We start from the raw sequence: 23,263 nt of genomic DNA on the forward strand, positions 1-23,263 counted from the left end.
GACTGGGGGACCCGTCAGGGAGCCGCACAGGGCTGTGGCCCGCTCCCCCGTCGAAGGGGGTGCGGGCCACAGTCGTATGCCGGTGCGGGCGACGCGTCAGTCGCGAGTGCCGCCGCCCACGTGGTGCACCCGGACCATGTTGGTGGTGCCGGGGACGCCGGGGGGCGAACCGGCCGTGATGACCATCGTGTCGCCGGCGTTGTAGCGGCTCAGCTTCAGCAGCTCCGCGTCGACCATGTCCACCATGGCGTCGGTGTTGTCCACGTGCGGCACGACGTGGGCCTCGACGCCCCAGCTCAGCGCAAGCTGGTTACGGGTGGACTCGTCGGTGGTGAAGGCCAGGATGGGCTGCGCGGCGCGGTAGCGGGAGAGCCGGCGGGCCGTGTCACCGGACTTGGTGAAGGCGACCAGCGCCTTGCCGTTCAGGAAGTCCGCGATCTCGCAGGCCGCGCGGGCCACCGAACCACCCTGGGTACGGGGCTTCTTGCCCGGGACCAGCGGCTGCAGGCCCTTGGCGAGCAGCTCCTCCTCGGCGGCGACGACGATCTTCGACATCGTCTTGACCGTCTCGATCGGGTACGCGCCCACGCTCGACTCGGCGGACAGCATGACCGCGTCGGCACCGTCCAGGATCGCGTTGGCGACGTCGGACGCCTCGGCGCGGGTCGGCCGCGAGTTGGTGATCATCGACTCCATCATCTGGGTCGCCACGATCACCGGCTTGGCGTTCCGCCGGCAGAGCTCCACGAGGCGCTTCTGCACCATCGGGACCTTCTCCAGGGGGTACTCGACGGCCAGGTCGCCACGGGCGACCATCACACCGTCGAACGCCATGACGACGCCCTCCATGTGCTCGACGGCCTGCGGCTTCTCGACCTTGGCGATGACGGGGACCCGGCGGCCCTCCTCGTCCATGATCTTGTGGACGTCCTTGACGTCGTCGGCGTCGCGCACGAAGGAGAGGGCGACCAGGTCGCAGCCCATCCGCAGGGCGAAGCGGAGGTCCTCGACGTCCTTCTCGGACAGGGCCGGGACGTTGACCGCCGCACCCGGCAGGTTGATCCCCTTGTGGTCGGAGATCACCCCGCCCTCGATGACGATGGTCTTGACCCGGGAACCCTCGACCTCGACGACCTTCAGCTCGACGTTGCCGTCGTTGATCAGGATCGGGTCGCCCTTGTCGACGTCGCCCGGCAGTCCCTTGTAGGTCGTACCGCAGATCGACTTGTCACCGGGGACGTCCTCGGTGGTGATGGTGAACTCGTCCCCGCGGACCAGTTCGACGGGGCCCTCGGCGAACTTCGCCAGGCGGATCTTCGGGCCCTGGAGGTCGGCGAGTACACCGACCGCCCGGCCGGTCTCGGCGGCGGCCAGGCGGACGCGGTCGTAACGGCCCTGGTGTTCCTCGTGGGAGCCGTGGCTGAAGTTGAATCGGGCCACGCTCATGCCGGCCTCGATCAGAGCGACGAGCTGCTCGTGGGAGTCGACGGCGGGACCGAGGGTGCAGACGATTTTGGAACGGCGCATGAGGCGGATCCTATCGGTTTGTTTCGCTGCGGAATATTCTGGCTGGTGGAAGATACAAAGGGGCGCGGTGGTGCTCAGTTGTCGACCTGTCCGAGCGGTTCGGCCTGCCCGGGCTGCGCGGTCCGTCCGAGCCGTTCGACCAGCGCAAAGGTCTGGCCGGCGATCTCCAGCTCCTCGTCCGTCGGCACCACGGCGACCGCGACCCGCGCGTAGTCCGGCGAGATCAGCCTCGGTTCACCGGACCGCACGGCGTTGAGACCGGCGTCCACCGCGAGGCCGAACTCTTCGAGACCGGCGATCGCAGCCTCCCGTACGGGCGCCGAGTTCTCCCCGACCCCCGCCGTGAACACCACGGCATCCACCCGCCCGAGGACCGCCGAATAGGCGCCGATGTACTTCTTCAGCCGGTGCACATAGATGTCGAACGCCAGCGCCGCCCGCTCGTCGCCCTCGTCGATCCGGCGCCGGATCTCCCGCATGTCGTTGTCCCCGCAGAGCCCGACCAGACCGCTCCTCTTGTTGAGCAGGACGTCGATCTCGTCGACCGACATCCCCGCCACCCGCTTCAGATGGAAGGTGACCGCCGGGTCGATGTCCCCGGACCGGGTCCCCATCACCAGCCCCTCCAGCGGGGTCAGTCCCATCGACGTCTCCACGCACCGGCCGCCCGCCACCGCCGATGCCGAGGCGCCGTTGCCCAGGTGCAGCACGATGACATTGACCTCCTCGGGGGTACGTCCCAGCAGCTCGGCGGCCTTGCGGGAGACGTACGCGTGCGAGGTGCCGTGGAAGCCGTAGCGGCGGATGCGGTGGGCGTCTGCGGTCTCCACGTCGATCGCGTAGCGCGCGGCGTACTCCGGCATCGTCGTGTGGAACGCGGTGTCGAAGACGGCGACCTGGGGCAGGTCGGGGCGGAGCGCCTGTGCGGTACGGATCCCGATGATGTTCGCCGGGTTGTGCAGCGGCGCCACCGGGACGAGCCGCTCGATCTCCGCCAGCACCTCGTCGGTGATCACGGTCGGCTCGGTGAAACGCAGGCCGCCGTGCACCACCCGGTGGCCGACCGCCGCCAGCTCGGGAGAGTCCAGCCCCAGCCCGTCCGCGGCCAGCTCCTCTGCCGCCGCCTTCAGCGCCGCCGCGTGGTCGGCGATCCTGCCCGTGCGCTCGCGTGTCTCGGCGCCGCCGCCGGTCATCGGGGTGTGCAGCAGACGGGAGGTGTCCTCGCCGATCCGCTCGACCAGGCCGATCGCGAGCCGGGAGCGGTCGTCCATGTCGAGGAGCTGGTACTTCACCGAGGAGGAGCCGGAGTTGAGGACGAGGACGCGGCGGGCCTGCACGGCGGCGGAACCTTCCTTCGTGGGGGTGGTCATGCGGATCACTCCTCGCCCTGTGCCTGGATCGCCGTGATCGCCACGGTATTGACGATGTCCTGGACGAGCGCGCCGCGGGATAGGTCGTTGACGGGCTTGCGCAGTCCCTGGAGCACCGGGCCGACGGCGACCGCGCCGGCCGAGCGCTGCACGGCCTTGTACGTGTTGTTGCCGGTGTTCAGGTCCGGGAAGATCAGCACGGTCGCCTGCCCCGCCACCTCCGACCCGGGCAGCTTGGTCGCGGCGACGCTCGGCTCGACCGCCGCGTCGTACTGGATCGGACCCTCGATCCTGAGATCCGGCCGGCTCGCGCGCACCCGGTCCGTCGCCTGCCGTACCTTGTCGACATCGGCGCCCGTGCCCGAGGTGCCCGTCGAGTACGAGAGCATCGCGATCCGCGGCTCGACACCGAAGCGGGCGGCGGTGGCGGCGGACTGGACGGCGATGTCCGCGAGCTGCTCCGCGTCCGGGTCCGGGTTGACCGCGCAGTCCCCGTACACCAGCACCTTGTCCGAGAGGCACATGAAGAAGACCGAGGAGACGATCGACGCGTCCGCCCTCGTCTTGATGATCTCGAAGGCCGGGCGGATCGTCGCCGCGGTGGAGTGCGCGGCGCCGGAGACCATGCCGTCGGCCAGGCCCTCCTGGACCATCAGCGTGCCGAAGTAGTTCACGTCCGAGACGACGTCGTACGCCAGCTCCACCGTGACCCCGCGGTGTGCGCGCAGCTGTGCGTACCGCTCCGCGAACGCCTGGCGCAGCTCCGAGGTCTGCGGGTCGATCAGCTGCGTATCGGCGAGGTCGATGCCGAGGTCGGCGGCCTTCTTGCGGATGGTGTCGAGGTCGCCGAGCAGGGTGAGCTCGCAGACGTCGCGGCGCAGCAGCACATCGGCGGCGCGCAGCACCCGCTCCTCCGTGCCCTCCGGCAGCACCACGCGGCGCCGGTCCGAGCGGGCCTGTTCCAGCAGCTCGTGCTCGAACATCATCGGCGTGACGCGGCCGCTGCGGGCCACCGAGATCCGCTCCAGCAGGGCGGCGGTGTCGACATGGCGCTCGAAGAGGCCGAGTGCGGTCTCCGCCTTGCGGGGCGTCGCCGCGTTCAACTTGCCCTCCAGCGCGAAGAGTTCGCCCGCGGTGGGGAAGGATCCGCCGACCACCGACACGACCGGGGTGCCCGGTGCGAGGCGTGCGGCCAGCTTGAGTATCTCCTCGCCGGGGCGCTCGTTCAGGGTCAGCAGCACGCCGGCGATCGGCGGGGTCCCGGCGCTGTGCGCCGCCAGCGAGCCGATCACCAGGTCCGCCCGGTCCCCGGGGGTGACCACGAGGCAGCCCGGCGTCAGCGCGTTCAGCAGATTCGGCAGCATCGCTCCGCCGAAGACGAAGTCCAGCGCGTCCCTGGCCAGCCCCGCGTCGTCGCCGAGCAGAACCGTTCCGCCGAGCGCCGCGGTGATCTGGGCGACCGTCGGCGCGGAGAGCGCCGCGTCGTCCGGCAGCACCGAACAGGGGACGGGCAGCCGCGCCGCCAGCCGCTCGGCGATGACCTCGCGGTCCTCGGCCGCCACCCGGTTCACCACCATCGCGAGGACGTCGCAGCCCAGCCCGTCGTAGGCCCGGTAGGCATTGCGCGTCTCGGCCCGTACGGACTCCGCGTCCTGCCCCTTCCCGCCGACCACCGCGATCACGGAGGCGCCGAACTCATTGGCCAGCCGGGCGTTGAGCGCCAGCTCGTCGGGGAGCTGGGTGTCCGCGAAGTCCGTGCCGAGGACCAGCACCACCTCGTACGAGCGGGCCACCCGATGGAAGCGGTCGACGAGCCGCGAGACCAGTTCGTCGGTACCCTTCTCCGCCTGCAGCGCGGACGCCTCCGCGTAGTCCAGGCCGTAGACCGTCGACGGGTCCTGGGAGAGCCGGTAGCGGGCCCGCAGCAGCTCGAACAGCCGGTCGGGGCTGTCGTGGACCAGCGGCCGGAACACCCCGACCCGGTCCACCTGACGTGTCAGGAGCTCCATGACTCCCAGATCGACGACTTGGCGGCCGTCTCCCCGGTCGATTCCTGTCACGTACACGCTGCGCGTCACGCGTGCTCTCCCGTCGTTCTGTCCGGTTGGAGCGATATCGCCGTGTTGACGATACCTGCGGGGGCGGATACGCCGCCCGCCGGACGAAAGGCCCTGATCGGGTGCGGGAAGACCTCCGTCGCGCCCGGCACTCCGTCCGGTGCGGTGCCGGTGGAAGAGTCGGAAGCGCGAGGTCCAGACCTGACGTGGGACAATCGTTGTGGCTCACGGTACGGGGGATTCTGCAGTCGCCCCCGGAATGCACGGCACTAGCGAGCAGGAGATACAGCACGATGCGCATCGGAGTTCTCACCGCAGGCGGCGATTGCCCGGGCCTGAACGCAGTGATCCGGTCGGTCGTGCACCGCGCCGTGGTGGGTCATGGCGATGAAGTCATCGGCTTCGAGGACGGGTTCAAGGGACTCCTCGACGGTCACTTCCGCCCCCTCGACCTCAACGCGGTCAGCGGCATCCTCGCCCGCGGCGGCACCATCCTCGGCTCGGCCCGGCTGGAGCGCGACCGGCTCCGCGAAGCGGCCGAGAACTGTGACGAGCTCAGCCGCCGTTACGGCATCGACGTGCTGATCCCGATCGGCGGCGAGGGCACCCTCACCGCGGCCCGGATGCTGTCGGACGCCGGAATGCCCGTCGTCGGCGTCCCGAAGACCATCGACAACGACATCTCGTCCACCGATCGCACGTTCGGCTTCGACACGGCGGTGGGCGTCGCCACCGAAGCCATAGACCGTCTCAAGACCACGGCCGAATCGCACCAGCGGGTCATGGTCGTCGAGGTGATGGGCCGGCACGCGGGCTGGATCGCGCTGGAGTCCGGCATGGCGGGCGGTGCGCACGGCATCTGTCTGCCCGAGCGGCCGTTCGAGGTCGCGGACCTGGTCAAGATGGTCGAGGAACGCTTCGCACGCGGCAAGAAGTTCGCGGTCATCTGCGTGGCCGAGGGCGCGCACCCGGCCGAGGGCTCGATGCCGTACGCCAAGGGCGAGATCGACCAGTACGGCCACGAGCGCTTCCAGGGCATCGGCAACCGGCTCGCGATCGAGCTGGAGACCAGGCTCGGCAAGGAAGCCAGGCCGGTCATTCTCGGCCACGTCCAGCGCGGCGGCACGCCGACCGCGTACGACCGGGTGCTCGCCACCCGCTTCGGCTGGCACGCGGTCGAGGCGGCGCACCGGGGCGACTTCGGCCGGATGACGGCGCTGCACGGCAACGACATCATGATGGTCCCGCTCGCGGACGCGATCACGCAGCTGAAGACGGTACCGAAGGACCGGATGTGCGAGGCCGAGTCGGTGTTCTGACCGGTTCCGGGCACCGGACGGGCCGGTGACGCCCAGCCCGTCCGGCGTTCGAGGGAAGAGCGCCGCCCCGTACATCGTGTCGACCGGGTCGAGCTGTACGAAGAGTCCGTACGCCGGCACTGAGAGGTGCGCGTGGAACGTACGGAGGCAGGAACCGTCAGCGAGTCTCGGCCACCCACCGGTAGTGCAGTTCCGGCCGTCCGATCTGCCCGTACTGGGGGCTGCGAACGGCGCGCCCCGTCGACACCAGATGCTCCAGATAGCGGCGGGCGGTGATCCGCGAGATGCCCAGCTCCACCCCGGCGGCCGCTGCCGTCACCCCGTCCGGGGAGGCCCGCAGCGCACGCGTCACCGCCTCCAGCGTCGGGCCGCTCAGCCCCTTGGGCAGCCGGACCGGCTGCGGCGCCCGCAGCGCGCCGAGCGCCCGGTCCACCTCGTCCTGCCCGCTCGCCTCGCCGGCCGCCGCACGGAACTCGGCGTAGCGGACGAGGCGGTCGCGCAGAGTGGCGAAGGTGAACGGCTTCAGCACGTACTGGACGACACCGAGCGACACCCCCTCCCGGACCACCGCCAGATCACGCGCCGACGTCACGGCGATGACATCCGCCGCGTGCCCGGCCGCGCGCAGCGAACGCAGCAGCTGCAGACCGTGCCCGTCGGGCAGATACAGGTCCAGGAGCAGCAGATCGATGGGGGTACGGTCCAGCGCCCGTACCGCCTCCGCACGCGAATGAGCGACCGCGGCCACGGTGAAGCCGGGGACCCGGCCCACGTACAGCTGATGGGCGTCGGCGGCCACGGGATCGTCCTCGACGACCAGCACCTGGATCATGGGGTGGGCTCCTTAGACCGACCGGCAATTGGGGGGCGGCGTCACGGGGCTGGGGCACGCACCTCGCGGCGTTGTCGTCCATCACCATGTTCCCCGAGCTCTCGGCTTCGCTCGAGCAGGGGAGGCCCCATTCGCCATGGCTCAATCCTCCGCCTTGCGATGCGCGCACCCCAGCCCCGCTCCTTCACCCGCCCCCCCATTGCCGGTCGGTCTTAGAGGCGTGCGCGGACGGCGTGGGCGCGGGCGACAGCGGCAGTCGTACGGTGAACTCCGCACCGCCGTCCGGGCCCCCGCTCAGGGTGACCGTCCCCCCGCCCCGGTGCACGGCCTGCTGCACGAGCGCCAGACCGAGCCCGCGACCGGCGCCGTGCGTCGACCAGCCGCGGTGGAACACCTGGGCGGCGTCACCGGGATCGACCCCGGAGCCGGTGTCGGCGACCCGCAGCAGCAGCTCGCCGCCATCGGCGAGCGCGGTCACGGTGACCCGGGCACGGACCGGGCGGCCCGCCGCAGGACCCCGCTGACCGGGAACGCCCCCGGAGGGGGACGGGCCCGTCGCCGCCTCGGACGCCGCATCCACCGCGTTGTCGATCAGATTGCCGAGGATCGTCACCAGATCGCGCGGCGACAACGTCTCGGGAAGTGCCCCGTCGTCGATCAGGCTGTCGTCCGCGAGCACCAGCTCCACCCCCCGCTCGTTCGCCTGCGCCGCCTTGCCCAGCAGCAGGGCCGCCAGCACCGGCTCGGCGACGGCGCCGACGACCCGGTCGGTGAGGGCCTGGGCCAGCTCCAGCTCCGCCGTCGCGAAGCCGACCGCCTCCTCCGCCCGGCCCAGCTCGATCAGCGAGACGACCGTGTGCAACCGGTTCGCCGCCTCGTGCGCCTGCGAGCGCAGCGCCTGGGTGAAGCCCCGCTCCGAGTCCAACTCGCCGGACAGTGCCTGAAGTTCTGTGTGGTCGCGCAGGGTCACGACCGTGCCGCGCTGCTCGCCGCCCACCACCGGGCGGGTGTTGACCACGATCACCCGGTCCGCCGTCAGATGCAGCTCGTCGACCCGCTCCTCGGAGGCTAGCAGCGCCCCGGTCAGCGGCGGCGGGAGCTCCAGATCGGCGACCCGGCGCCCGACCGCACCCGGCGGCAGCCCGAGCAGCTCCCGGCCCGCGTCGTTGATCAGCGCGATCCTGCGCCGCCCGTCGAGCATCAACAGCCCCTCGCGCACCGCGTGCAGCGTGGCCTGGTGGTAGTCGTGCATCCGGCTCAGCTCGGCGGCGTTCATGCCGTGCGTGTGGCGCCGCAGCCGGGCGTTGATCACATACGTACCGACGCCGCCGAGCGCGAGCGCCCCGCCCGCCGCCAGCCCCAGCGCATCGAGCTGAGCCCGCACCTGCGAGGAGACCCGCTCGACCGTGATGCCGGCGCTGACCAGACCGGTGATCCTGCCGCCGTCCCGGACCGGGGTGACGACCCGGATCGACGGGCCGAGTGTGCCGGTGTACGTCTCCGTGAACGTCTCGCCGCGCAGCGCCTGCTCGGTGTGCCCGAGGAACTTCCCGCCGATCCGGCCGGTGTCGGGATGCGTCCAGCGGACCATGTCCGGGCCCATGATCGTGACGAAGGCGATCCCGGTGTCCCTGCGGACCTTCTCCGCGTACGGCTGCAGCACGGCGGACGGGTCGGGGGTGCGGATCGCCTCCCGTACCGACGGAGAATCCGCCACCGCCAGCGCCGCCGCCCGGACCTGCCGGACCGCGGTCTCCTCCGCCTGTGCCCTCCCGGAGGCGTACGCGAAGAAGGCGTATCCGGCCACCACGGCCGCCACCAGCACCACCTGCATGGCGAAGAGCTGACCGGCCAGGCTGCGCGGACGGGTACGGGGGATACGCATGGCCACAGTGTGCCTGGCCGAAAACATGTGAACGAAATGCACGTAAGGGTGACCGCCCTCACAGGGGGCGGGATATTCGCCGAGACCCCCAGGGACGGGGGACGGATCGGGACGAGCCGAGGAGAACCCTGTGGGAGTGCCAGCCGCCAGGCGGGACCGTACGCATTATCTGTATCTCGCCGTGATCGGCGCTGTGGCGCTCGGCATCCTGGTGGGCTTCGTGGCCCCCGGGTTCGCCGTGGAGCTCAAGCCGATCGGTACCGGCTTCGTGAACCTCATCAAGATGATGATCTCGCCGATCATCTTCTGCACGATCGTGCTGGGCGTCGGCTCGGTCCGCAAGGCCGCCAAGGTCGGCGCGGTCGGCGGGCTCGCCCTCGGCTACTTCCTGGTCATGTCGACCGTGGCCCTCGGTATCGGCCTGATCGTCGGCAACATCCTGGAGCCCGGTCAGGGCCTCCACCTCACCGAAGCGGTGCGCGCCGCCGGGGAGAAGCAGGCGGCGGGCGCGAGCGAGTCCACCACGGACTTCCTGCTGGGCATCATCCCGACGACGATGATCTCGGCCTTCACCGAGGGCGAGGTCCTCCAGACCCTGCTGATCGCCCTGCTCGCCGGCTTCGCGCTGCAGGCCATGGGCTCGGCGGGCGAACCGGTCCTGCGCGGCATCGGTCACATCCAGCGGCTCGTCTTCCGCATCCTTGCCATGATCATGTGGGCGGCCCCGGTTGGTGCCTTCGGTGCGATGGCGGCCGTGGTCGGCGAGACCGGTGTCGATGCGCTGAAGTCCCTCGCCATCATCATGGTCGGCTTCTACATCACCTGTGCGCTCTTCGTCTTCGTGGTGCTCGGCACGATCCTGCGGCTGGTTGCCGGGGTGAACCTTCTGCTCCTGCTGAAGTACCTGGGCCGCGAGTTCCTGCTGATCCTCTCCACCTCGTCGTCGGAGTCCGCGCTGCCGCGGCTCATCGCGAAGATGGAGCACCTGGGCGTCAGCAAGTCCGTTGCGGGCATCACCGTGCCGACCGGCTACTCGTTCAACCTCGACGGCACCGCCATCTATCTGACGATGTCCTCGCTCTTCATCGCCAACGCGATGGGCGACCCCCTGAGCGCAGGGGAGCAGCTCTCTCTCCTGCTCTTCATGATCGTCGCCTCGAAGGGCGCGGCCGGCGTCACCGGCGCGGGGCTGGCCACGCTGGCCGGCGGTCTGCAGTCCCACCGTCCCGGACTGGTCGACGGGGTCGGTCTGATCGTCGGCATCGACCGCTTCATGAGCGAGGCGCGCGCCCTGACGAACTTCGCGGGCAACGCGGTCGCCACGGTGCTGGTCGGCACCTGGACCAAGGAGATCGACAAGGAGCGGGTCGACCAGGTGCTGTCCGGCTCCATCCCGTTCGATGAGCGGACACTCAACCAGGACGACCCGCACGGCGCTCCGGATATTCCGGAGCCCAGGGACGGCGATACGGCGCACGTGACGGCGAAGGTCTAGTCACGCGCGCACGACGCGGGGCCGGTACGGGAACGTCCGTACCGGCCTCGCCCCTTTTCTGCTCCCGCGTTGTCGACGACACGGCGCAGCCGACGGCGAGCAGGACGAACGCGGCGGCGAGCTCCGTCCGTCACCTGCGCAGCGGAGACGGGGAGTTCCGGGCTTGCCTTGACGTCCGCGTCAAGGATTACCGTCGGCACATGCGAATCGGGGAGCTGGCCGAGCGGGCCGGGACGACGACGCGGACTCTGCGTTACTACGAGTCACGCGGACTGCTGCCTGCGCGGCGGGCCGTGAACGGGTACCGCACGTACGACGAGGACGATCTGCGCCTGCTGCAGCAGATACGGACCCTGCAGGACTTCGGGTTCGATCTGGAGGAGACCCGGCCGTTCGTCGAGTGCCTGCGCGCCGGCCACCCGGCCGGTGATGCCTGCCCCGCCTCGCTCGCCGTCTACCGGCGCAAGCTCGGCGAGCTCGACTCGCTCATCGAGCAGCTCCGAACGGTCCGCGCCCAGGTGGGCGCCGAACTCGCGAGGGCTGAGCTGGAGGCCGAGGCCGAGCTTCCTGGCGGCCCGGAACCACTTTGTGAACTGGGAGGATGACAGATGATTCATGCAGAGGGCGTGGCCGAGGTCACCGACGCCACCTTCGACGGAGAGGTGCTGGGGGCCGAGCTCCCCGTGCTGGTCGAGTTCACCGCCGACTGGTGCGGACCGTGCCGCCAGCTTGCCCCCGTGCTCAGCGCCATCGCCGCCGAGGAGGCGGACCGCATCAAGGTCGTCCAGCTCGATGTCGACCACAACCCCGGGATCACGAGCCGGTACGGGGTGCTGTCGATGCCGACGCTGATGGTGTTCCGGTCCGGCGAACCGGTGAAGTCGATGGTGGGTGCCCGGCCCAAGCGCAGGCTCCTCCAGGAGCTGGAGGACGTGTTCGAGAAGGTGTGAGCCGGAGGCCGGGCCCGTTGAACGGCGCCCGGCCTTCGCTTTCCGGCCCGCGCCTGCTCGAACCGTGCCAGGCGCTCGACTTCCCTTCCACACCTCGGAGTTCAGCGCCGAGGTCATCGCCCAGGACCTGCGCTGGGACCTGGTGCGGCGTCTCGCCCACGACGAGGGCCTCGACGATGTCGTCCGCACCGCCGGTCTGCTCGTTCTCCTCTTCGCACAACAACCAAGCCGCATCACCCAGCTGACCACCGGGCACGTCACCGACACCGGTGACAAGGTCACCGTGCGGCTGGGCAGGGTCCCCGCCGACATGCCCTTCCCTCTGGACGAGCTGGTACGCCGTCTCGTGAGACGTCGGCGCGGTCACAGCGCCACCCTGCTTACCCAAGAGCCGCCTTGGCTGCTTCCCGGTGGCTACGCCGGGCGACCGCTGGCCGCAGCCCACCTGAGCCACCGGCTCAAGGAAATCGGTATCCGCCCCCGCGCCGCCCGCCATACCGCGCTGATGGACATCGCCGCCGAGCTGCCCGCCGTCGTCGTCAGCCGGCTGCTGGGGTTCCACCAGAACACCGCCGACCTGTGGCAGAGGGAAAGCCAGGGATTCAGCCCCGAGTACGCCGCCGACGTCGTCCGCCGCTGACCGGTCCGCACGGCCCGCAGCCTGACGATCCGACCCACCCGAGAATCCAAGCTTTCCTGAATTCAGCCTTCTATGTACTATCGGGGTGTGCTGACTCTTGCTTCCGACATTGAGGTCCTGGCGCGGTTCGGGCGCGCCCTCGCCGACCCGATCCGCTGCCGCATCCTGCTCGCGCTGCGCGAGGCCCCGGCCTACCCCGCCGATCTCGCCGACGCCTTGGAGATCTCGCGCACACGCCTGTCGAACCACCTTGCCTGCCTGCGCGACTGCGGCCTGGTCGTCACGGTCCCCGACGGTCGACGCACCCGCTACGAACTCGCCGACGATCGCCTGGGCCATGCCCTGGACGATCTCCGCGCCGCTGTCGTAGCCATCGCCGCGGGCCGCACCTGCGCGGACGCCGACGAGAAGGGCTGCTGCTGAATGACCGCGATACCCCTCGGTCCCAGCCCCGCCCGACGCGACGCACTCACCCGCCGAATACGGTTCCTGGTCTCGGCGACCATCGCCTACAACGTGATCGAAGCGATCGTCGCGATCACTGCGGGCACGATCGCTTCCTCGACCGCCCTGATCGGCTTCGGCCTGGACTCCGTCATCGAGGTCTCCTCGGCTGCTGCCGTCGCGTGGCAGTTCTCCGCCACCGACCACGCCGTCCGCGAAGCGCGGGAGAAGACCACGCTGCGGATCATCGCGGTGTCCTTCTTCGCACTCGCCCTGTACGTCACCGTCGACTCCGTACGAGCCGTGACCGGCACCGGCGAAGCCGATCACTCCGTCCCCGGCATCGTCCTGGCCGCACTCTCGCTGGCCATCATGCCGTTCCTGTCCGCCGCCCAGCGCAAGGCCGGACGGGAGCTGGGCTCGGCGTCGGCCGTGGCCGACTCCAAGCAGACGCTGCTGTGCACCTACCTGTCCGCCGTGCTGCTCGTCGGCCTGCTCGCCAACCTCGCCCTCGGCTGGTCCCGGGCCGACCCGATCGCCGCCCTCGTCATTGCGGTCATCGCCGCGAAGGAAGGCCGAGACGCCTGGCAGGGCAAGGGATGCTGCGCCCCGGCCCCACTCGGGCCCACCGCGGTCAAGTCCGAGGCGGACCAGTGCGGTTGTGCTGCGGGCTGTGACTGCTGCTGAGCCGCAGAAATATGTCGGGTCCTCAACCCGGGCGGCCCCTCCTGCCGATCGACCACATCGTCAGCCACCACTTCGCCGTCCGCATGGGGCAGCGCCTCCTCGGCCCTCTCCCGGTCAAGCTCGCCAGCGACCACTAGCTGCGCCATCCCCTGCACTTGGTCCGCGACACCGGCGTCACGATCACCCGACGCGAACGGTCGTGCCTCGGCATGGTCGAACGACTCGCAACCATCAAGCAGGTTGGCTCCGCAGCCCGATAGCCCAGAGGCATTTCCGCAACTTTCGGATAGCCGGGCTTACCGACAGATGCTCCCCCTCTCCATTCGCCGGCCCCTGCTCGGCGCGGCCACGTTGCTCCAGCCGCTACTCTCGCCAGCCATGCTGTCCAACGGGCAGGTCGACGAGGAGACGCTGCAGGCATACACCTGCGCCGCGCGCCCCCACATCGTCCGTGCCCGGGTCGTCGCGCCTGCCGCTGTGTATGTGGTGTGGGACGGGCACGGAACCTGCCGTTACGTCGGCAGTGTCACCCGCACCCGCGGTGACGCGGTCGCCGCGCGCCTGTACGAGCACTTGAACGACAAGGTCCACGGCGAGACCAGGCTGGCCGCGTGGATGTTCCTCTCGGTTTTGCCTCTGCGAGCCGGCGCCCCCACGTCGGTAGTGCGAGCAGCGGAGGGATGGGCGGCCCGCAACCTGGCGCCATACGACAGCTCCCGGCAGCCCAGCGTGGAGTTTCACCTGCCGCCGCGGCTGCTGGCCCGTCGCCTGAGCTGATGGGGTGGGTCCCGGTGGCGTTCTGGGTCGCGTCACCGGGATCCGGTGCTCACAGATCCCATCAGGCCGTGCGGCACGACCCGCGCAGACGCCCTGCCTCCGTCGTGCGGGCACGACGCAGTCCGGTCGGCGCCGCGCTGCCCTGCACAAGGCAGGCCACTAACTTGCGAAAATATCGTGCTCAATTGGCCAACTGAAGCGCGCATTGGCCAAGTAGCGTGCTCGGTCACAACAGGTGTGACTGAGCGCTTCAGGTGGCCACTTGTGTATCACAGTTGGCCACAGCGTCTGACGGGTGTAATCGGTCGGGAAGGCGCCCCGCTGGCTCGTTGCGGACCGCTACGCCCTCGGCGAAGCAGGGGCATGCAGGCTCACAGTCCGTGTTTGAGTGAGCTGATGGAGATCTTAGTGTTGGGCGGAACGGCGTGGGTGGGCCGCGAGGTCTCGCGGCAGGCACTGGAACGCGGGCATCGGGTGACCTGCCTGGCTCGCGGGGAGAGTGGCGAAGTGGCCGAGGGTGCGGCGCTGGTCGCCGCGGACAGGCGCGACCCGTCGGCGTACGAAAGCCTGGCGGGCCGGGATTGGGACGCCGTGGTGGAGGTGTCGTGGCAGCCAGGCTTCGTCCGCGGGGCACTGGCGACGCTCGGCGGGCAGGCGGGCCATTGGTCGTACGTGTCGTCGGTCAGCGCGTATGCCTCGCATGCGCGGCCGGACGCGGATGAGTCGGCGGAACTGCTTCCGGCTGCCGAGCGGGACGAGGTCGACCGCGAGGAGTACGGGGAGGCCAAGGTGGCCTGTGAGGAGGCCGCGACGGCCGCGGTGGGCGACCGGCTCCTCATCGCGCGGGCGGGACTGATCGGCGGCCCAGGTGACCACAGCTGCCGCACCGGGTACTGGATCGGCCGCGCGGCCCGCGAGCCGCTGGCGCCGCTGCTGGTGCCGGCTTCCCCGGGCATCACGACGCAGGTGGTCGACGCGCGGGACCTCGCGGCATGGCTGCTCGACTGTGGGGAGAAGAGGACGACCGGAACGTACAACGCGGTTGGCCCAATCGTGCCCTTCGGAGAGTGGGTCGCACTGTCAAGGGAGATCGGCGGGCACACAGGGCTGGTGGTGGAGGCCGACGCCGACTGGCTGCTCGGGCAGAAGGTGGGTCAGTTCATGGGCCCGGAGTCGATCGCGATGTGGATGGCCGACCCGGACTGGGCCGGCTTCAGCGCCCGCAATGGTTCTGCGGCCAGCGGGGCCGGCCTACGGCACCGGCCCCGAGCGGAGCTGCTGGTGGACACCCTGCGTTGGGAGCGGGAGCAGGGTCTGGACCGGCCCCGCCGGGCCGGCCTCAGCAGCGAGCGCGAGCGCGAACTGCTGGAAGCATTGGGGTAAGGAGGTACGGGAGCATGCGCGCAACCGGAACGGGGTGACGAAGACCTGAGCGCCGCGCCCAATCAGGCGCGGCGCTCAGGTCTGGTAGGCGGAGGGTGCGTACTGAGCGCGAGAATGGCCAGATGAGGCGCTCAGTGGCCAACTGTGGGGCTCAGTCACAACAGGTGTGACTGAGCACTCCACTTGGCGGATAAGCGCTTGAGTTGGCGGGCCTGCACCGTTCCTGACCGTGTGCTTCGGTCAGGCCTTTCTCGCCGACCAGACCGTGTTCTCCGTCCTCGAACTGCACCGGTCTCTCGGGGCAGCCGCGTTCACCGACGGACGCCTTGAGTTCGACGCCTGTGTGCTCTCGCCCCTATTGCGCCCGGCAGGACCTGATCACGTTGCCTTCGTGCACAGCGCGTACCAGGAACTGCTGGCTGCGCGGTATCTCACCGAAGCACGTAACCGGGACACGGCAGCGCAACGACCGGGTGGCACCTTCCTCACCGAGCAGGTGCGGGCCTTCCTCGCCGGGCTCCCCAGCAACTCCGCCACCGACGACTGTGTACTGCCCGCCGGGACGTATCTGGTCGGCCCGGCGGAACGGCTGCTGCTCCGCCGAGTCCCGCGATCCGTGCGCTTCGACCGCCACGCCGTAACCGTGGCGCGCTACCGCCGCTTCCTCGAAGCACTCAACGGTGACGGCACCTCGCCCTGGGACCATCCCGAGCAGCCCGCCCACGTTACGCACCATCCATGGACCGACCGGCTGCGCGAGCCCCATTACTACGACGACGCGCTCTACGACTCCTACCCGGCCGTCTGCGTCAACTGGTGGAGCGCGTATGCCTTCGCTGGCTTCGAGGGCAAGAGACTGCCGACTTCCCTGGAGTGGGAAGCCGCCGCGCGTGGTACGGACGGCCGCCTTTTCCCTTGGGGCGACGAGCCCGACGACCGTTCGGTCAACTGCGCTGACTCGTGGGTCGGGCACCCCGTTGTTACCTACCAGGCGTGGTACGAAGACTTTGCGGAGGATGCCGTGCGCCGGGCGTGGGTAACACCTGCGGACGAACGTCCAGGCAACCGGTCTCCGTTCGGTATGGCCGACATGGTGGGCAACTGCTGGGAATGGACGTCCACCAGCCTCGACGATTCCGGTGAGGCCGTCATCTGCGGCGGCAGCTACGACAACCCGATGCGCGCGGTACAGGCAAGCAGCAAGGGTCTCTACCGGAAGCGTGGGGGGAGCAACGCGGTCGGCTTCCGATGTGTGGAGGACATCACTGACACAGAGGAGACCGTGGCATGAGCGGTGAGTCACGACACGGAACCATTGTCGACAGGCGATCGAGTGGTGGGGGAGTGAATGGCACCCTCGGCTCCTACATCGTCCGAGACGACGAGGACCAGCGGTACTACGGCTTCGATTACCGGCAGATCGTGACCGAAGGCTTCCGAACCATCCGCACAGGAGAGCGTGTCCGTTTCCACATCTCGGCCGAGAGCCCCGACCGGGCGGAGTTTGTCATCCGTCTCGACCAGCCCGACCCTTCGGAGTTCTACCGATGACCTCCGCGTCGCCCTCACTCGAAACAGTCACCGGTGTGCGCCAGGAACTGACGGTTGTCATCCCCGTGGACCGCATTCGGTGCACTCCATCATCGCGCGGTGGGCTGTCGGCGTGGTGGTTGTGGCGGGGGTGGTGGGTGACAGGGGAGGAATCTTGTCGTTGAGCCGACGGAGGACGAAACCCCGGGGCGAGTTGATCTCTTCGGGGAGCCCCGCGGTCAGGGCCTGGAGGAGGTAGGCCGGGGTCGCGCCCCGGGTCAGCCATTCGGCGGCCCGTTCCTCCAAGGCCGCACAGTCGGCTGCTGACAGGGCCAGACGGGGCTCTGAGCGCCCGAGTTGGGCCAGGGCCAGATAAGCGGGCGAGGGGTATCCGGGGGTGGGCGGCGCTGATGGCTTGGGCGTTTGGGCTACGTCCCAACGATAGGTGGAACCTGGCCACGCATAGTGGAACCAGAGCTCATGAGGTCCCTGGCCGGAGCTGGTGTCACTGGCATCAGGTGACGGTCCACCGAGTCTGGGCCCGACATCCGTGAGCGATGCCCTTGCTTCCAAGGCTCGCCCGATCGGAGCAGGACACCGCGTCATCCGAGGGCCCTGCGGCCCGTGCCGCGCGCCCGCAGCGGCGGCTGTGAAAAATCGATTCCGGTAGTCGGAGCACGGTGGTAGAAACCGGTGTGGAAAAGACTCTGGAGTTCCCCGTTCTGCTGCAGCTGATCGACGAACGGTCGATCGCCTTCCGCGCCGCGGTCATGTCCGCGCCCGGCCTCGACCTGAAGGTGCCGACCTGCCCCGACTGGACGCTGCTCGATCTGGTGCAGCACCTGGGTGCGGTGCACCGCAGCTGGGCCGCCGCCGTCAACGCCGGCCCAGCTGCCGCTCCCCCGGCCAAGTCCGTGTCGGAGGGCGTCGAGGCTGCGCCTCGTGAGCGCGAGGCCCTGCTGGCCTGGTCAGCCGCATCGACGCAGCAGCTACTGGGCGCGCTGCGCGAGGCCGGCCCGGATCGCGGTTGCTGGACGTGGTGGGGTACGTCGCAGTCGCCGCAGACCTCCGGTGCCGTCGCCCGGCACCAGGTCCAGGAAGTCGCGGTGCACACCTACGACGCCCAGATCACCCTGGGTACCCCGCAGCCGCTGCCGGACGAGGCGGCACTCGACGGTGTCGACGAGTTCCTGTCCACCTGCGTCGCTACGACGGCCGCCTGGCCGCACGAGGCCGCTGCCGTCGACTTCCACGCCACCGAGGGCCGCTCCTGGCGCCTCTGGCTCTCCGCCGACGGCGCACGGACCGCCCGTCTCCCCGCGCCCGGCACCATGCCCGCCACCGCTGCCGGCCAGGGCCCGGACGCGGCCGACGCCTCCGCCCGGGGCACGGCCAGTGAGCTGGTCCTCGTCCTGTACGACCGTATCCCGATCGACTCCCTGCAGCTCGAGGACGACCGACGTCTCTTCTACCAGCTCAGCGCCTGGGATCCGGATGAGTAGGACGTGACGATGCGCCACCTCGTACGCCCCGAGGCGATGGTGGTCTCACCGGCACGCGGAACCGCCGCATGGTGTACCTGTTTCGGCATGACGACAACCTCGCTGGGGTGCCCGGCCCAAGCGCAGGCTCCTCCAGGAGCTGGAGGACGTGTTCGAGAAGGTGTGAGCCGCAACGCTCAGTAGTTCCCGCCACCGCAGCTGCTGCCACCGCCGCAGCTGTGGTGGTGCCCCCCTCCGTCGTACGAGGAGCCGTGCGAGTCATGGGAGCCGCCTGACCCGTGGCCGCTGTCGCTCCCGTAGCTGTCCGGGTTCTGGTCGGAGTCCGAATCCAGCGCCTTCCCGTACTTGACCAGCATCCGTCCCACCGACGGCAGTCGCCCCCCGCCCCCGTCCCACCGCCGAGAGTGCCGTCGCTCGCCCGGCAGCCCTCCCCGCCCGTCGAACACCACGGCCCCGAGAGCCGCCGCGGCCCATGGCTCGCTCGTGCGGAGCGCTGCGAGGCGACGGCGTCCCGCCGGATTCAGGGGGTCGCGCGCGGGACACAGCACGCGCACGGCCAGAGAGAAGACGCCCACCACGAGGTAAGGAGCCGTCTGCCGCAGCCCGTGAGGGACGGCGAAGGCGGCCAGGACCGCCGTGCCGCACACCACGGCGACCAGGACCCGTGCGGCGAACAGCCGGGCCCGGGCGCGGGGCGGGGGCATGAGGAGACCGCACGAGACGAGCCAGTCGCCGATCTCACGTACGGCCCCGGCCCGCACCGCCCGTACCCGCAGCAGCGTCGGGGTCGTGGAGCCCGCGGTCCGCCATTTTTCGACCACGGCTCGCTCCACCGGATGCTCGGGTTCCGTCCAGGGCTCGGGCAACCGCAGCCGCCCACCCGACCCGATCACGACGTTGTTGTCACTGCCCCACAGGGTATGGAGCGCCGCCTCCACCACCCGCTCGGGCCCGCCCGCGAGGAAAGCCGCATCGTACGGGCCGAGCTCGGAAGCGCGCTCCCGGCGCCGCCACGGCAGCAGTCGCCGCCCGGACAGGGCCAGGCAGGAGGCGGCGGTGAGCAGCGCCGCCGCGGAGTCGATGAGCATGAGCGTGGTCCACATGGCAGCCCCCGATCCGGACGTGATCCGGACGAATGTGCGTATGAGAAGGATATCTCCACCTGACGCCCGCCCAACCCGAACAAGCCTGATATCAGAGCTTGTTCTGAGCTTTCTCCCACTTTCTCCGGGAGCTCCTGCTTACCTTCCGGTGCGTATCCGACATGAAAGTCGGTTCTTGTGGGCCCGGGTCACGGCGATGAGCATGATGCGCATGACCCCTTCTGCGAGTACATCCACGCCTGCGCCTGCCCCCGTCACAGTGATCGGCCTGGGCGCGATGGGCCGGGCACTCGCCGGCGCCTTTCTGGACGCCGGCCATCCCACCACCGTCTGGAACCGTTCCACCGACAAGGGTGAGGGGATCGTCGCCCGGGGCGCGGTCCGCGCGCCATCGGCCGAAGACGCGGTACGTGCGAGCGAGTTGGTGGTCGTCTGTGTCGTCGACCACGACGCGGCGCACACGATCCTGGCCCCGCTGACGGACGCGCTCGCCGGGCGCGTCCTGGTCAATCTCACCTCGGACACCCCGGACCGCGCCCGTGCTGCCGCCGCCTGGGCGGACGCGCACTCCCTCGACTACCTGGAGGGCGCGATCATGGTGCCGATCGAGGTGATCGGCAGCCCGGGTGCGCTGATCTTCTACGCAGGCTCGCAGTCGGCGTATGACACATACGGCACCGTGCTCAAGGCGCTCGGTGCCAACGCCCCGTTCCTGGGCCAGGACCACGCCCTCGCCGCCGCGTACGACATGGCGATGCTGGACTTCTTCTACGGAAGCATGGCGGGACTGGTCCACGCCTTCGCGCTGGCCAGGGCCGAGAACATCCCCGCTGCCGCCCTTGCCCCGTATCTGCAGACCATCGTGAGCATCCTGCCGCCGATCGTGACCGGGACGGCGGCCGACATCGACGCGCGGAAGTACGACGGCGTGGGTGCCAACCTCGCCATGATGACCGCCGGTGTCGACCACCTTCTGCACGCCGCTCGTGACAAGGGACTGGACACGTCGCAGCTCCAGGCGATCAAGTCCGTCTCCGACCGCGCGATCGCACAGGGGCATGGCGCCGACTCCTGGGCCAGCACGGTCGAGGCACTCGGCGGCTGAGGGATCCCGTCGGCGACTGCGCCGGGCTCGCGGGACATCGGCCCCCGCGAGCCCGGCGGCAACCTCACACCGGCTGCAGCCAGACCGTCGCCAGCGGCGGCAGGGTCAGAAGAATGCTGCTCGGCCTGGAGTGCGCGCCCACCGATTCGGGCTTCAGCGGCCCGGCGCTGTGTACGTCGCTGCCGCCGTACCGGGCCCTGTCCGTGTTGATGACCTCTGCCCATGCCACCGGAGCACCGAGGACGTCCGGGACCCCGATCCGGTAGTCGTGGCGCACCACCGGGGAGAAGTTGCAGACGGCGAGGAGCGGCGCTCCGTGCGCGTCGTAACGCAGGAAGGCGAAGACGTTGTCCTCGGCCGCGTCGCCGACCACCCAGGCGAAGCCCTCCGGCACCGTGTCGCGCTGCCAGAGCGCGGGAGTGCTGCCGTACACCGTGTTCAGATCGCCGACCAGGGTGCGTACGCCCCGGTGGTCGCTCTCCGCCGCGTACGACGGGTCGAGCAGCCACCAGTCGGGGCCGTGCCCCTCGGACCATTCCGCGCCCTGGGCGAACTCCTGCCCCATGAAGAGGAGTTGCTTGCCCGGGTGGGCCCACATGAAGCCGAGGTACGCCCGGTGATTGGCGCGCTGCTGCCACCAGTCGCCGGGCATCTTGCTGACCAGTGCCCGCTTGCCGTGCACGACCTCGTCGTGCGAGATCGGCAGCACGTAGTTCTCGCTGTACGCGTACACCATCGAGAACGTCATCTCGTTGTGGTGGTACTTGCGGTGCACCGGCTCCTTCGCCACGTACTCCAGGGAGTCGTGCATCCAGCCCATGTTCCACTTCAGCCCGAAACCGAGTCCGCCGAAACCGCCTGGGCCGACATGATGCGTGGCGCGCGTGACGCCGTCCCAGGCCGTGGACTCCTCGGCGATGGTGACGACGCCCGGATTGCGCCGGTAGACCGTGGCGTTCATCTCCTGGAGGAAGGAGACGGCATCCAGATTCTCCCGGCCACCGTGCTCGTTCGGAGCCCAGTCCCCGTTCTCGCGCGAGTAGTCCAGGTAGAGCATCGAGGCGACGGCATCGACCCGCAGCCCGTCGATGTGGAACTCCTCGCACCAGTACGTGGCGTTGGCGACCAGGAAGTTGCGCACCTCCGTGCGGCCGAAGTCGAATTCGAGCGTGCCCCAGTCGGGGTGCGCGGCCCGGGACGGGTCCGAGTGCTCGTACAGCGGACGGCCGTCGAACTCGGCAAGTGCCCAGTCGTCCCGCGGGAAGTGCGCGGGCACCCAGTCGACGATGACGCCGATGCCGGCCCGATGCAGTGCGTCGACGAGATACCGGAAGTCGTCCGGCGATCCCATCCGCGAGGTCGGGGCGAAGAAACCGGTGACCTGATAGCCCCAGGAGCCGCCGAACGGATGCTCGGAGACCGGCATCAGCTCCACATGTGTGAACCCCAGATCCCTTACGTAGGAAGGGAGTTGCTCGGCGAGCCGGCGGTATGTGAGACCAGGGCGCCAGGACGGAAGATGCACCTCGTACACCGAGAACGGCGCCTCGTGCACGGGTACGTCCCCGCGGTGCGCCATCCACTCCTGATCCCGCCACTCATGGTGCGAGGCCGTCACGATCGAGGCAGTGGCGGGCGGGACCTCGGCATGGCGGGCCATCGGGTCGGCGCGCACCGTGTGGGAACCGTCCGGTCGGCAGATGTCGAACTTGTAGAGCGCGCCCTCCCCGATCGCGGGAAGGAACAACTCCCAGACCCCGGTCGAACCGAGCGAGCGCATCGGGAAGCCCGTGCCGTCCCAGTAGTTGAAGTCCCCGACGACGCGGACCCCGCGGGCATTGGGCGCCCAGACGGTGAACCGTGTTCCCGTGACCCCCTGGTGTTCCATGGGCTGTGCGCCGAGGGCCGTCCACAGCTCCTCGTGCCGCCCCTCACCGATCAGATGCAGATCGAGATCGCCGAGCGCGGGCAGGAATCGGTACGGATCCTGGACCTCGATCTCGTTGTCCTCGTAGCCGACCAGGAGCTGGTACTCGGGGACGGCGGGCATCGGCAGCAGCCCGGAGAACAGCCCGTCGCCGTCGTCGTGAAGCTCCGCCCGCAGCCCCTTGGCGAGCACGGTCACGGAATGCGCGTACGGACGCAGCACCCGGAGCGCCACACCGCCGCGGACCATGTGCGCGCCGAGCAGATCGTGCGGTGCGTGATGCTCACCGGCGAGCAGCCGCCCGCGGTCGCCGTCGTCGAGGTCACGCACCGGCCGGACCCCGCGGCCACCGCCGCCGGCGCGCCGGGGAGGGGGCGGTGCGGCAGCGGTCCGCTTCTCCGCCCCCTTCTTCCGCTTGGCGGGGGAAGCCGCTCCGGCCGAGGGGCCCGCAGGCGCTGATGGTGCCGCGGGGGCCGGAGTCGCTTCTTGCGTTGCTGGGGTCGCGGCGGCCGCGGCGGCGACTGGAGTCACGGCGGTTGCGGGTGTCGCGGCGGGCTCCGGGGGCGCGGGCTCGACGGGCGTCGGCGGGGGCGACGCGGCCACGGTGGGATCGGGCGCGTTGCTGGACGGCTTGCGGGCGGTCACAGGGACTGCCTCCTCGGGGGGTGTGGGTGAATCGGGGCGGGCGGGGCGTGACGGGCGGGGGAACGCCGCCGTGGCCGAAACCGGG

21 protein-coding genes are annotated in these 23,263 nt (G+C 70.0%); 13 read left to right on the forward strand and 8 right to left on the reverse strand.

Annotation, left to right across the window (positions count from 1 at the left end; genetic code table 11):
• Positions 1–96: 96 nt before the first annotated feature.
• The 3 genes from pyk to pta all read right to left on the reverse strand — a co-directional run bounded on the left by pyk (position 97) and on the right by pta (position 4,975).
• Entirely contained in the window at positions 97–1,527 is a 1,431-nt protein-coding gene (gene pyk, locus ACWD6R_RS05810; protein WP_451817570.1) for a pyruvate kinase, read from the reverse strand.
• 74 nt (positions 1,528–1,601) lie between these two features.
• Complete coding sequence (locus tag ACWD6R_RS05815; protein WP_451817571.1) at positions 1,602–2,897, reverse strand: acetate kinase; 1,296 nt, start codon at positions 2,895–2,897, stop codon at positions 1,602–1,604.
• A 5-nt stretch (positions 2,898–2,902) separates the two neighbouring features.
• Positions 2,903–4,975, reverse strand: a complete 2,073-nt coding sequence (gene pta, locus ACWD6R_RS05820; protein ID WP_451817572.1) for a phosphate acetyltransferase — start codon at positions 4,973–4,975, stop codon at positions 2,903–2,905.
• A gap of 272 nt (positions 4,976–5,247) precedes the next feature.
• On the opposite strand from pta, the gene ACWD6R_RS05825 reads away from it, so the two are divergent.
• Entirely contained in the window at positions 5,248–6,273 is a 1,026-nt protein-coding gene (locus ACWD6R_RS05825) for an ATP-dependent 6-phosphofructokinase (RefSeq protein ID WP_451817573.1), read from the forward strand.
• 157 nt (positions 6,274–6,430) lie between these two features.
• Here the strand turns inward: ACWD6R_RS05825 and ACWD6R_RS05830 are convergent, their stop codons facing one another.
• Positions 6,431–7,105 (reverse strand): response regulator, encoded by a 675-nt coding sequence (locus ACWD6R_RS05830; RefSeq protein ID WP_451817574.1) that lies wholly within the window; start codon positions 7,103–7,105, stop codon positions 6,431–6,433.
• Positions 7,106–7,289: 184 nt separating this feature from the next.
• Positions 7,290–8,990 (reverse strand): sensor histidine kinase, encoded by a 1,701-nt coding sequence (locus ACWD6R_RS05835; RefSeq protein WP_451817575.1) that lies wholly within the window; start codon positions 8,988–8,990, stop codon positions 7,290–7,292.
• 130 nt (positions 8,991–9,120) lie between these two features.
• On the opposite strand from ACWD6R_RS05835, the gene ACWD6R_RS05840 reads away from it, so the two are divergent.
• The 10 genes from ACWD6R_RS05840 (at position 9,121) to ACWD6R_RS05885 (ending at position 16,917) form a co-directional block, all read left to right on the forward strand.
• Positions 9,121–10,485 (forward strand): cation:dicarboxylate symporter family transporter, encoded by a 1,365-nt coding sequence (locus ACWD6R_RS05840; RefSeq protein WP_451817576.1) that lies wholly within the window; start codon positions 9,121–9,123, stop codon positions 10,483–10,485.
• 200 nt (positions 10,486–10,685) lie between these two features.
• Positions 10,686–11,090: a MerR family transcriptional regulator gene (locus ACWD6R_RS05845; protein ID WP_451817577.1), complete on the forward strand. Its 405-nt coding sequence runs from the start codon at positions 10,686–10,688 to the stop codon at positions 11,088–11,090.
• Positions 11,091–11,093: 3 nt separating this feature from the next.
• Positions 11,094–11,435, forward strand: coding sequence for a thioredoxin (gene trxA / locus ACWD6R_RS05850; protein WP_451817578.1), 342 nt, complete (start codon positions 11,094–11,096; stop codon positions 11,433–11,435).
• A gap of 64 nt (positions 11,436–11,499) precedes the next feature.
• Entirely contained in the window at positions 11,500–12,075 is a 576-nt protein-coding gene (locus ACWD6R_RS05855) for a hypothetical protein (RefSeq protein WP_451817579.1), read from the forward strand.
• A gap of 87 nt (positions 12,076–12,162) precedes the next feature.
• A complete protein-coding gene (locus ACWD6R_RS05860; RefSeq protein ID WP_451817580.1) occupies positions 12,163–12,498 on the forward strand; it encodes an ArsR/SmtB family transcription factor in 336 nt (111 codons plus the stop codon).
• On the forward strand, positions 12,499–13,206 hold the full coding sequence (locus ACWD6R_RS05865) for a cation transporter (RefSeq protein WP_451817581.1): 708 nt from the start codon (positions 12,499–12,501) through the stop codon (positions 13,204–13,206).
• Positions 13,207–13,584: 378 nt separating this feature from the next.
• A complete protein-coding gene (locus ACWD6R_RS05870; protein WP_451817582.1) occupies positions 13,585–13,983 on the forward strand; it encodes a hypothetical protein in 399 nt (132 codons plus the stop codon).
• A gap of 396 nt (positions 13,984–14,379) precedes the next feature.
• Positions 14,380–15,366 carry an NAD-dependent epimerase/dehydratase family protein gene (locus ACWD6R_RS05875; RefSeq protein ID WP_451817583.1) on the forward strand — a complete coding sequence of 329 codons (987 nt, stop codon included), beginning with the start codon at positions 14,380–14,382 and terminating at the stop codon, positions 15,364–15,366.
• A 229-nt stretch (positions 15,367–15,595) separates the two neighbouring features.
• Complete coding sequence (locus ACWD6R_RS05880; RefSeq protein ID WP_451817584.1) at positions 15,596–16,657, forward strand: formylglycine-generating enzyme family protein; 1,062 nt, start codon at positions 15,596–15,598, stop codon at positions 16,655–16,657.
• On the forward strand, positions 16,654–16,917 hold the full coding sequence (locus ACWD6R_RS05885) for a hypothetical protein (RefSeq protein ID WP_451817585.1): 264 nt from the start codon (positions 16,654–16,656) through the stop codon (positions 16,915–16,917). Before ACWD6R_RS05880 ends, ACWD6R_RS05885 begins: the two co-directional genes overlap by 4 nt.
• Positions 16,918–16,974: 57 nt before the next feature.
• On the opposite strand, the gene ACWD6R_RS05890 is transcribed toward ACWD6R_RS05885, so the two are convergent.
• Complete coding sequence (locus tag ACWD6R_RS05890) at positions 16,975–17,202, reverse strand: hypothetical protein (protein WP_451817586.1); 228 nt, start codon at positions 17,200–17,202, stop codon at positions 16,975–16,977.
• Between the two features lie 389 nt (positions 17,203–17,591).
• On the opposite strand from ACWD6R_RS05890, the gene ACWD6R_RS05895 reads away from it, so the two are divergent.
• Positions 17,592–18,398: a maleylpyruvate isomerase family mycothiol-dependent enzyme gene (locus tag ACWD6R_RS05895; protein WP_451817587.1), complete on the forward strand. Its 807-nt coding sequence runs from the start codon at positions 17,592–17,594 to the stop codon at positions 18,396–18,398.
• Between the two features lie 176 nt (positions 18,399–18,574).
• Here ACWD6R_RS05895 and ACWD6R_RS05900 read toward each other — a convergent pair whose 3' ends face one another.
• Positions 18,575–19,501: a TIGR04222 domain-containing membrane protein gene (locus ACWD6R_RS05900; RefSeq protein ID WP_451817588.1), complete on the reverse strand. Its 927-nt coding sequence runs from the start codon at positions 19,499–19,501 to the stop codon at positions 18,575–18,577.
• 211 nt (positions 19,502–19,712) lie between these two features.
• On the opposite strand from ACWD6R_RS05900, the gene ACWD6R_RS05905 reads away from it, so the two are divergent.
• A complete protein-coding gene (locus tag ACWD6R_RS05905; RefSeq protein ID WP_451817589.1) occupies positions 19,713–20,606 on the forward strand; it encodes an NAD(P)-dependent oxidoreductase in 894 nt (297 codons plus the stop codon).
• Between the two features lie 64 nt (positions 20,607–20,670).
• Here ACWD6R_RS05905 and glgB read toward each other — a convergent pair whose 3' ends face one another.
• Positions 20,671–23,178: a 1,4-alpha-glucan branching enzyme gene (gene glgB / locus ACWD6R_RS05910; protein ID WP_451817590.1), complete on the reverse strand. Its 2,508-nt coding sequence runs from the start codon at positions 23,176–23,178 to the stop codon at positions 20,671–20,673.
• Between the last annotated feature and the right edge of the window lie 85 nt (positions 23,179–23,263).

It is taken from the genome of Streptomyces sp. NPDC005151, assembly GCF_053599875.1.

Excerpts from the sequence above, each read along its gene's own strand:
- pyk (WP_451817570.1), bottom strand. The coding sequence starts at position 1,527 with ATGCGCCGTTCCAAAATCGTCTGCACCCTCGGTCCCGCCGTCGACTCC.
- ACWD6R_RS05815 (WP_451817571.1), bottom strand. The coding sequence starts at position 2,897 with ATGACCACCCCCACGAAGGAAGGTTCCGCCGCCGTGCAGGCCCGCCGC.
- ACWD6R_RS05825 (WP_451817573.1), top strand. The coding sequence starts at position 5,248 with ATGCGCATCGGAGTTCTCACCGCAGGCGGCGATTGCCCGGGCCTGAAC.
- ACWD6R_RS05830 (WP_451817574.1), bottom strand. The coding sequence starts at position 7,105 with ATGATCCAGGTGCTGGTCGTCGAGGACGATCCCGTGGCCGCCGACGCC.
- ACWD6R_RS05835 (WP_451817575.1), bottom strand. The coding sequence starts at position 8,990 with ATGCGTATCCCCCGTACCCGTCCGCGCAGCCTGGCCGGTCAGCTCTTC.
- ACWD6R_RS05845 (WP_451817577.1), top strand. The coding sequence starts at position 10,686 with ATGCGAATCGGGGAGCTGGCCGAGCGGGCCGGGACGACGACGCGGACT.
- trxA (WP_451817578.1), top strand. The coding sequence starts at position 11,094 with ATGATTCATGCAGAGGGCGTGGCCGAGGTCACCGACGCCACCTTCGAC.
- ACWD6R_RS05865 (WP_451817581.1), top strand. The coding sequence starts at position 12,499 with ATGACCGCGATACCCCTCGGTCCCAGCCCCGCCCGACGCGACGCACTC.
- ACWD6R_RS05870 (WP_451817582.1), top strand. The coding sequence starts at position 13,585 with ATGCTGTCCAACGGGCAGGTCGACGAGGAGACGCTGCAGGCATACACC.
- ACWD6R_RS05875 (WP_451817583.1), top strand. The coding sequence starts at position 14,380 with ATGGAGATCTTAGTGTTGGGCGGAACGGCGTGGGTGGGCCGCGAGGTC.
- ACWD6R_RS05885 (WP_451817585.1), top strand. The coding sequence starts at position 16,654 with ATGAGCGGTGAGTCACGACACGGAACCATTGTCGACAGGCGATCGAGT.
- ACWD6R_RS05900 (WP_451817588.1), bottom strand. The coding sequence starts at position 19,501 with ATGTGGACCACGCTCATGCTCATCGACTCCGCGGCGGCGCTGCTCACC.
- ACWD6R_RS05905 (WP_451817589.1), top strand. The coding sequence starts at position 19,713 with ATGACCCCTTCTGCGAGTACATCCACGCCTGCGCCTGCCCCCGTCACA.